The sequence below is a fragment of the Novacetimonas maltaceti genome, assembly GCF_002906255.1.
Taxonomy (GTDB): domain Bacteria; phylum Pseudomonadota; class Alphaproteobacteria; order Acetobacterales; family Acetobacteraceae; genus Novacetimonas; species Novacetimonas maltaceti.
Window position 1 is genome coordinate 1 of sequence record NZ_POTC01000076.1, and the last position, 9,158, is coordinate 9,158.

7 protein-coding genes are annotated in these 9,158 nt (G+C 55.4%); 4 read left to right on the forward strand and 3 right to left on the reverse strand.

What is annotated here, in order from left to right; translation table 11 throughout:
* Positions 1-167: 167 nt before the first annotated feature.
* Positions 168-2,234 carry a phosphocholine-specific phospholipase C gene (locus KMAL_RS15230; protein ID WP_110096373.1) on the forward strand — a complete coding sequence of 689 codons (2,067 nt, stop codon included), beginning with the start codon at positions 168-170 and terminating at the stop codon, positions 2,232-2,234.
* 42 nt (positions 2,235-2,276) lie between these two features.
* Here the strand turns inward: KMAL_RS15230 and KMAL_RS15235 are convergent, their stop codons facing one another.
* Complete coding sequence (locus KMAL_RS15235; protein ID WP_146044240.1) at positions 2,277-3,317, reverse strand: YdcF family protein; 1,041 nt, start codon at positions 3,315-3,317, stop codon at positions 2,277-2,279.
* Positions 3,318-3,854: 537 nt separating this feature from the next.
* Between KMAL_RS15235 and KMAL_RS15240 the strand changes: the two genes are divergently transcribed.
* The 3 genes from KMAL_RS15240 (at position 3,855) to KMAL_RS15250 (ending at position 7,728) form a co-directional block, all read left to right on the forward strand.
* The gene (locus KMAL_RS15240) at positions 3,855-6,287 is read left to right on the forward strand and encodes a TonB-dependent receptor (protein ID WP_239020173.1); all 2,433 of its coding nucleotides are present in this window, start codon (positions 3,855-3,857) and stop codon (positions 6,285-6,287) included.
* Between the two features lie 231 nt (positions 6,288-6,518).
* Positions 6,519-6,719, forward strand: coding sequence for a DUF2905 domain-containing protein (locus KMAL_RS15245; RefSeq protein WP_110096375.1), 201 nt, complete (start codon positions 6,519-6,521; stop codon positions 6,717-6,719).
* Between the two features lie 79 nt (positions 6,720-6,798).
* Positions 6,799-7,728, forward strand: a complete 930-nt coding sequence (locus tag KMAL_RS15250) for a ketopantoate reductase family protein (protein WP_110096376.1) — start codon at positions 6,799-6,801, stop codon at positions 7,726-7,728.
* A 55-nt stretch (positions 7,729-7,783) separates the two neighbouring features.
* On the opposite strand, the gene KMAL_RS15255 is transcribed toward KMAL_RS15250, so the two are convergent.
* Both KMAL_RS15255 and KMAL_RS17715 read right to left on the reverse strand, forming a co-directional pair.
* Positions 7,784-8,944: a carbohydrate porin gene (locus tag KMAL_RS15255; protein ID WP_239020174.1), complete on the reverse strand. Its 1,161-nt coding sequence runs from the start codon at positions 8,942-8,944 to the stop codon at positions 7,784-7,786.
* The coding region (locus KMAL_RS17715) for a hypothetical protein (protein WP_239020175.1) at positions 8,863-9,158 on the reverse strand (296 nt) is incomplete at its 5' end. The genes KMAL_RS15255 and KMAL_RS17715, both read right to left, overlap by 82 nt.

The following is a 9,158-nucleotide window of genomic DNA, read 5'->3' on the forward strand; positions in this document are numbered from 1 at the left end:
GAAGCCACGACTTCAGATCAGGCGGCAGAAGATACGGCTGAGACCGGTCAAACGGGATGAAGCTGCTCATCTCACCACCTTACAACTTCACCTCTTCACAGGGTACCCCAACCCGACAGGCTGCTAGGGTAACATCTTTATTCCCGATGTTACCTGCGGAGCATGGCATGAAGCGGTCGGATCGCCGTTCCTTTCTGAAATTCCTTGGAGCAGGCGTAACCGCCACGGCATTGCACGAGAGCATCCGCAGCGCCCTTGCACTTCCGGCAAATACTCGCACGCGCTCCATCAGGGATGTCGAGCACATCGTCATCCTGATGCAGGAAAACCGGTCCTTTGACCATTATTACGGGACACTTTCAGGGGTGCGCGGGTTTGGTGACCCACGGGCCATGCGCCTGCCCAACGGGCGGCCGGTCTGGGAACAGCCACACGGAAAGGGCGTACTGCTGCCGTTTCGCCCGGCAGTGGATAACCTCGGCCTGAGCTTCATTGGTGACACCCCACACGACTGGAACAGCACGCATCGCGCATGGAATCATGGTCGATGGGATGACTGGGTCGCGCACAAGACGCCTTCCACCATGATCCACTTCAACCGGGCGGATATTCCCTTCCATTACGCATTGGCCGATGCGTTCACCATCTGTGACAGCTACCACTGCTCGGTCATGGGGCCGACCTATCCCAATCGCAACTACATGTTCACCGGATGGACGGGCAATGACGGCAGGGGATATGGCCCGCAACTCGACACGAATGACATGATCTGTGACTGGCCGACCTATCCTGAACGGCTGGAAGCCGCAGGCGTGTCATGGAAGGTCTATCAGGATGTTGGCTCCGGCCTGACGGCCCGGAACAACTGGGGCGACGACCAGAACCATTATATTGGCAATTCGGCCAACAACACCCTTCTGCGCTTCGTCCGCTACCAGAACGCAAAAGCGCGGAGTCCGCTGGCACGCAAGGCCCGAAGCGGCACGAACATCGCCGTATCAGGCACGCTGTTCGACGACCTTCGGCGGGATGTGGCAAACGCCACGCTGCCGCAGGTTTCATGGCTGATGTGTCCCAATGCCTATGACGAACATCCTAACTGGCCCGCCAATTATGGCGCATGGTTCATATCGCGGATCATCGAGACGTTGACGTCCAACCCGGACATCTGGGGCCGGACCGCCCTTTTCATCACTTATGACGAGAATGATGGTTTTTTTGACCACATCATGCCCCCCGTTCCCCCTGCCGATCCGACACAGGGGCAGTCCAGCATTTCAACACAACATGAAATCTTTCCCGGCAGCGCAACGCATGATGCAGGCCCCTACGGACTGGGCCCGCGGGTTCCGATGCTGGTCATCTCCCCCTGGAGCAGGGGTGGATGGGTCAATTCCGAGGTTTTCGACCATACCTCCCTCATCCGTTTTATCGAACGGCGTTTTGCAGAGGACCATCCCGGACTGGTGGAACCACAGATCACCCCCTGGCGACGTGCCATCTGCGGCGACCTGACGTCCGCATTCGATTTTGCAAACCCGAACACGGCACTTCCCCCGCTTCCCGCCACCACAGCCTATGCCCCCCGGGACCGGAATGTTCATCCCAATTCCATTGTCACACTTCCCACGCACCAGACCATGCCGGTCCAGGAACCGGGTGTCCGGCGTGCGAGGCCCCTCCCCTATGACCTGCATGTCACTGCGCGGATCAATCACGATGGCAAGGATCTGCAGGTTACTTTCATCAATTCAGGGAAAGCGGCAGCAATCTTCCATGTGCGCGACATTGCCGGGGATGCCCCGCCACGATCCTATGGTGTCGCACCGGGCGGAATGCTTTCGGACCGGTGGATAACAGATGCCCATGGCCGTTACGATCTTGATATCCATGGTCCCAATGGTTTCTTTCGTGGCTTTGCCGGACAGATGCACCGAAAACATGGAGAAATATCGGTTTCATCTGAAAATAACCCAGCCGCCGGGAAATGTATCCTTACGCTGCATGTCCCATCCACCCACCTTCGGATCGAAGATGCCTATACAGGCCATGTGACGGACTGCCCGGCTTCTTCATCCCCGATCCGGTTGGACATACAGACAGGGCAGACGTCTGGGTGGTATGACCTGATTCTGCGCGGCAGGCATCATGATCTCACATGGCGTATTGCCGGACATGTCGAAACAGGACGTGACAGCACAACCGATCCGGCCATTGGCCGCCATACCTGTTGAGCGGCTGCCATGACAGGCAGGGCCTGACTGGATCCTTGATATTCATGGATCCAGTGGATCCCATGGGTCCGTTACATTGCAGCGTGCATCAGGATGAAACGGAATGGCAAAAGTCGAGATACGCTTATCCAAAGCACCCGGCTCACATCCCAGTTCCTTCTGGTTGCGCTGTGCAAAGGTCTGGCTTTCGATATAGGCACTCTGGTCCTGATCCGTCACAATCAGGGCAGGCTGCTGTCGCGGCGCATTGAGGGTGGCCAGTTGACGTGACGCATTGCGCAGATTGGTCGTCGTATGTCGGGCATATGGTTCCATGATGATATTGCGTTCCGGAATGCCGAAACGCGTGATCAGTGCCCGACGCATTTCTTCTGCTTCAACATAATGAGTCTGCGCGGGATGGACAGCCCCACCCGAAACAAGGATGAAAGGAGCCAACCCTTTGCGGAATGCCTCTACCGCCAGCATCAGGCGGAATTTCCCCATCGCCGACAATGCCACATCCGACTGCTCCGGTCCCGCACCGGGCACGATGATTGCGGTATAGGGGTAATGCCGCCAGTTCAGGTTTCGCGCGGCATGGAGGGCCTGCGCGTTCCATGTCTGCCACAGCATCGGAAAATGTATGGCATCATCACGATCGTTCATGTCCAGCATGACCATGGCATAATGTAACGGCGCAGAAAAAACGGCATCATCCGACTGCGGTGCCCCCTGCAGTTGCAGGCCGGAAACCAGCTGACTGAAATCCTTTGCTGTCGCATCCTGCGTCATCGCGTCGATGTGCGGGTAATGTGGTGATGCGCCTTCGCCATATACGGACAGGATATAATTGACCGCATCCGCATCACGTTGCCATTGCGCAGCGCCATAGGTCCTGAATACTGGCAGGCGCGCAGCGAGACGTGCAAAGACTTCCCCGATAATGCGCCGTTCATCCGGCGTAATTTTCCATGCTTCCACCATACATCGCGGTGCGGGCGTGCATTTGGGCGTATCAGCGGAACGTGTCCGGCGATCCTGCAATATTTTCTGTATATCGCCTTCGGAAAAAATGGTTTTTTTCAATCCAGCATCCGACATGATATCCGAGATCTGCGGAAATATCCGATGTTGCAAGCTTTCCGTTACAGGATCCTGCCCCTGCGGGATACTTTGCGCCACCACTGGCGATACGACACCGCAGAACCCGGCACATATAAGAACAAGTCGTGCCTTTAAGATTATTCTTCTCAAATTTCACTTCCTTGACAGACGTGAAGAATAGCCACAGGGCAGCGCCACGGACTTCATGCAGGATATCGCAAACGATATGGTTCCTCCACGAGAAAAGTGACCGGAAACAGTGCTGCGACTGTAATCAGACGATTTTCATGAAACAGAAATAAAAACATTATGAAACAATCACACGTCTTCTTTCATGCATTTCGTAGAAGTGTCCCATTCCCAAAAGGAACACATATGCGGGGCCGTTTACCATGCTGGGCACGAAATGGCTGAAGACAGGACAGATCTGGACGTTGTCACAGATGCATCGTGGCGACTTCCATCATATCCGACTGCGCTTCATTCGCTGAACTTCCTTTCTGAATCACACCTTTCCAGATCCGGATGTCTTCAATGAAAATTCTGACCATCAGAAAATACGGCACACCATATGGCCGATTGCGTGGCCATCTGCTCTCTTCATGTATCATGATGACCTGCGGTATTCTGATAAGCGGGGAGCAGTCCCTTGCCGCACAATCCGACAAGACATCCCCATCAGGAAAAACCGGGAACATCACATCTGGTGCCACCAGTTCGCATGCACCTTCGGCAACCACGCGCAGGGAAACCAAACCACGTCAGGAAAGTGAAGAGCTGAGTGTCGTCGCACAACACCGCAATTCCGGCGGTGGTCTTCTGGTCCGTCAGACAGCCCCTGTTGCCGTCAGCGAAGTGTCGCGTGCCTATATTTCCAAACAGGTTCCCACTGTTTCACCAACACAACTGATTGCCAGCCTTCCGGGTGTTCAGGCAGGTAACGAAGGCCCGTTGAACACCGAAACGGAAACCATGCATATCCGTGGACTGGACCAGACACAGATCGGCTTCCTGTTTGAAGGTGTCCCGGTCTCGGACGCCTTCAGTTATGCGCCATGGGCGTCGTCAATGGTCGACAATGAAAACATCGCCTCGGTCAAGGTAACGCAGGGTTCCGTTGATCTGTCCGCGCCGCTTTATAATGCGGACGGGGCCATTGTTTCCATGCAGGAAATCCGTCCTTCGGACAAGTTCGGCGGCAGCGTTGATTTCGCTGGTGGCACCCACAGCCTGCAAAAGCAGTTCATTCGCCTCAATTCCGGTGAAATCGGCCATAGCGATGTCAGGGCCTTCGCTTCGTTCTCCCACTCTGCGGGCAACCTGTGGCGCGGGATGGGCAATATCGAGCGTTATCATATTGATGCCAACCTCGAAAAACGATGGTCACGTAACAGTACATCCGATATCGTATTCGGATACACCACATCCCACCAGAACATCTATCGCAATCCCTCCCTGGCGCAATGGAACCAGTACGGGACCAGCTTCAATTATGATGGAAAGTATCAGGCGGGGGATTCGAACTATTACGCCATTAACGAGCGCTTCACAAATGTCGTGTTCGGCGCGATACATAATGACTTTGCCCTTGCCAAGGGACTGACATTACACGTTGAACCCTACACCACCTTCCAGAGCGGTCCGAACAATTACGGTTCCACGATCCCCATTGCCGGAGGATATATCGGAACGCAGCAATACAGCTACCTTGACGGCTACGAAGGGCAATCCGGCAAGGTTACGGTTGAGAGCGTACATCCGTGGCGACAGAATACCAGCGGCTTTACGACCAACCTCAACTGGAAGACAAAACACAATTCTCTTTCCGTATTCTACTGGTATTCCTATGGCGGCCACACCGAATATCAGAACCAGTATCCCCTCTCCTCCACGGGTTCATGGAATTACGGCGAAAAATACCTGACGGCCAACGGTATGCGTGTGACCGGATACCAGGAAAATACGCGCCAGCAGGTCAACGCCATCGGCATTGATGACAAGGTCATCCTGCTTGGCGGCCGGCTTGTCCTTGATGCTGGCTTCAAGGCCTCCATGGCATCTGTTACCGCAACCGAAGACCTGCCGGGCGCAACACCCTACAAGGCTGGAAAAAACTATTTCGAGCCTACGCCACAGTTTCTGGCCAGCTACAACATCACCCGGGCAGATCAGGTCTATATGAATGCCACGACATCCTACCGACTGCCTGCCGGGTGGAGTCCGTATGTGCAGCAGTTTTCCATGACATCGCCCAAACCTTCGAGTGAGCCGACCGCCAACCTGAATGCGGAATATTTTATCGGCGAAGAAGTCGGTTACCGGCATAATGGTCCGATCAACTTTTCCGCATCATGGTTTCATTACAACCTGACGAACCATCAGATTTCAAGTTCATCCTACCTCCCCGGAACGAGCGTACTGATCAGTACGCCAATTTCCGCCGGTGGTGAGGAGGCATGGGGATTCCAGGGCGAGATCGGCACACGTCCATGGCACCATATCAGTGCTTATGCTTCGGGCCAGTACCTCCACACCGCTATTGGAAATAATGTCAATGCAGGCACGGACTACCTGCCCACAAAAGGGAAGGAGGAACCCGGTTCCCCCAGATGGAGTGGCGCGATCGGCCTGACCTATGACGACGGAACCTATTTCAGCAATTTCAACCTGCGTTATCAGGGAAAACAGTATTCCACCCTGATGAACGACCAGAAAATCCCCGGATATATTACGGCAGACCTGAATATCGGTCGCACGCTTCCATCGTTCCACACCCATGTCCACCCGAAAATAATGCTCAATCTGGTCAACATGGGCGGTGTCAACTACCTGTCTTCCATCAATGGCTTTGGCATGACCGCCGTGACCCGCAAGGGCATTCAGGGCAATACGGTCAGTGCCTCGACACCGACCTACGTCGTTGGGTCCGCCTTTACGGCGATGGTGTCCCTGACCGCAGATTTCTGACTGATACGACCTGCCAGAGCAAAAACAGATGCCATTTCCTGCTCTGGCAGCGTCGGGCTTCCTGCCGTCGCACGTATCATGCCGTCACTTTCGGGCAGGTATCTTCATGATGCCGGGCGGGGGCATGACGCCAGCAGGGCATGGCTTGTTCATTTCCTGAAACTGTCCGAAGATACAGGCTTACTTCCACCTCCCGGAGCAACCTGTCGGACACCTCATGGATATCCCATCATGCCCCGCCTCCTGATCGCTGCCGGCCTGCTTCTTGTTTTGGCAGGAATATTATGGCCCTTTCTTTCCCGCCTGCCGATTGGCAGGCTTCCCGGTGATATTTTGATCCGGCGGCAGAATTTCACGTTCTACGCACCGATCACGACATGCCTGCTGCTGGGAGGGGCCATTTCGCTGATCATGTGGGTGATCAGGCGATAGAACAGGTGCATGCCCTTCCCCTCTCTCCCGATTTCATGAATACCAGTTCCATAAAAGAACAAAGACAGGAAACAGGTTGATGAACTCCAGAATCCTTGTTGTCGGTGCCGGCGCTGTAGGTGGGTATTTCGGAGCCCGCATGGCGTCGGCCGGACATGACGTGACGTTCCTGGTTCGCCCCCGGCGGCATGCCCAACTGCTTGCCGATGGCCTGTCCCTGCGCAGCACCATCGGGGATACGACCATCCGTCCCATAATGGTGACGGCTCAGGACATTGTGGCCCCGTATGATATCGTCCTGCTCAGCGTAAAGGCATATTCCCTTGACGCCGCCATGGATGATTTCTCTCCTGCCGTGGGGCCTGCGACCCGTATCATACCACTGCTCAATGGCATGCGGCATCTTGATCTGCTGACGGAGCGTTTTGGTCAGAATGCCGTCATGGGTGGCACCTGTTTCATCGTCAGCAAACTGGACAGGGAAGGACGGATCATCCAGAGCGGCTCCCTGCCACGACTGTCATTCGGGGAACTATCGGGGCAGGAAACAGCGGAAGCCCGGCAGGTTGAACACGCCTTTTCCAGTCCCGGATTTGAAACCGTCCGTTCGCAGCATATCCTGCAGGATATGTGGAATAAATGGATCCTGCTGGCGTCACTGGGCAGCATATGCTGCCTGATGCGGGGTACGGTGGGGGAAATCGCCGAACAGCCACATGGAACAGACTTTACACGCGCGGTCATCAAGGAATGCGCTGCGATCGCGACGGCAGAAGGCTATTGCCCGGATGCAAAAATCATCGACGACACGACCCGGCTACTTTGCAAAAGTGGTTCGTCGCTCACGTCTTCCATGTTCCGTGACCTGTCCCGGGGCGCACCGATAGAAGCCCACCAGATCATTGGTGACCTGGTGGCACGTGCCCGGAAACATGATCTTGCAACACCGCTCCTTGACCTGACCAACCTCAACCTTCGGGTTTATGAATGCCAGCGCGGAAAGGCCTGACACGCCCGCATCGGGAAAGCCACGACAGTAGCTTTCCCGATGTGACATCCCCCCATCAGAAGGCAATGTTGACGGCCGTGCTCAATACCACGGCATCCTTGAATGTCCTTGTCCCACCAACATGGTTGACATACTGGAAATCAGGCTTGATCGACAGGCCATCCATGATGTGGAAACCGTAATAGGCCTCATAGATCGTTTCGTGCCCCTGAATGCCATATGGCACGCCAAAGTTCGCACCCGGAAGGGGCAGGCCGTGCGTTGCAGCGGCCTCCTCCGCCAGGATGGCGGAACGGCTGAAATTTGCCCACAGGACCGCAATGCCCACGCTGTCCAGAGGACGGTTCCATGCGGCCCCGGTATCCATCAGCACCCCGACAAGGGTATGGTTGATCTGCGATGTCTGCCCCGAACCATAGGCATAATATCCGCCAAGGATCAGGCCATTCAGTTCACCCGGCCCATGCCGGAGCAGCATCTGGTCCGCAATGACCCACAGCGATGTCTGTCCACTTTCCCTGCGTGCGGGAAGTCCGCTCAGTACCCAGGGTTCGCCATTGATGTCTTCATACAGATGATTGTAGCGGGAGTTGTCATACATCACGCCCACCTTGTAGTGACCGATCAGGTGGTTGCGACCAAATTCAGGAATCCAGCCGAGTTCAACCTGCGTTGAAAGCTTCCCCAGCCCGTCCTGCGCCCACGACCACCCGGAAATCCCGCCGTTATAGGCATGCGGAGAAACAGCAAACAGTCCCCCCATGATATAGAATTGCCTTATCGGCATCAGGCGCAGGACCGTGCCAATATTTCCCGAGGGCCAGCCACGACCACCCGTCATGAATTTTGTTGGCGCCTCCCCACCGCACAGCCAGACGTTCATGAAGTTGCAGACCCATGGCGAGTTCTGGAAAAACACCCCGGTCGGAATCCAGCCGACAGACATGTCAATCTTGCGGTCAAGCCACGCTTTTTCAAAATAGGCCCAGACCATATGGGCGATCACGTTGCCACGGCTGCCATAGATCTGCTGCACCTGGTTATCGTTGTCGCCAAACAGTCGGCTCAGGTTCCGGCCATGCCCGTTCACCACGAGCAGGTGAAGCCACAGATCCCTGGACCATGAGCCTGCATTCAGCAGTTTTTCCCAATCGACATCCAGCGTGACACCGACCTGTCCTGCGACACTTTCATCACGCTTTTTGCCGCCGGACACGTTACCGGCAAGGTCTTCATAAACGTCAAAAGCAAGATACAGCCCGCGTTTCTGAAGCCACGGCTGCACACCGCCCCAATCGCCCAGCAGATGGAGGGATCGAAGAACCCTTGATTGATGTGCTTGGCCGGTAATTTCTGGGTTTTGGCGATTTGATTGACGGTTTTTGCGATGGCGTCCAGTCTGCGTTTTGAGCAGATTGGGAGTTGTCTCT

What these genes read in the sequence shown, in the direction of transcription:
- KMAL_RS15230 (WP_110096373.1), top strand. Translation starts at nt 168, where the DNA reads ATGAAGCGGTCGGATCGCCGTTCCTTTCTGAAATTCCTTGGAGCAGGC.
- KMAL_RS15245 (WP_110096375.1), top strand. Translation starts at nt 6,519, where the DNA reads ATGCCCCGCCTCCTGATCGCTGCCGGCCTGCTTCTTGTTTTGGCAGGA.
- KMAL_RS15240 (WP_239020173.1), top strand. Translation starts at nt 3,855, where the DNA reads ATGAAAATTCTGACCATCAGAAAATACGGCACACCATATGGCCGATTG.
- KMAL_RS15235 (WP_146044240.1), bottom strand. Translation starts at nt 3,317, where the DNA reads ATGTCGGATGCTGGATTGAAAAAAACCATTTTTTCCGAAGGCGATATA.
- KMAL_RS15250 (WP_110096376.1), top strand. Translation starts at nt 6,799, where the DNA reads ATGAACTCCAGAATCCTTGTTGTCGGTGCCGGCGCTGTAGGTGGGTAT.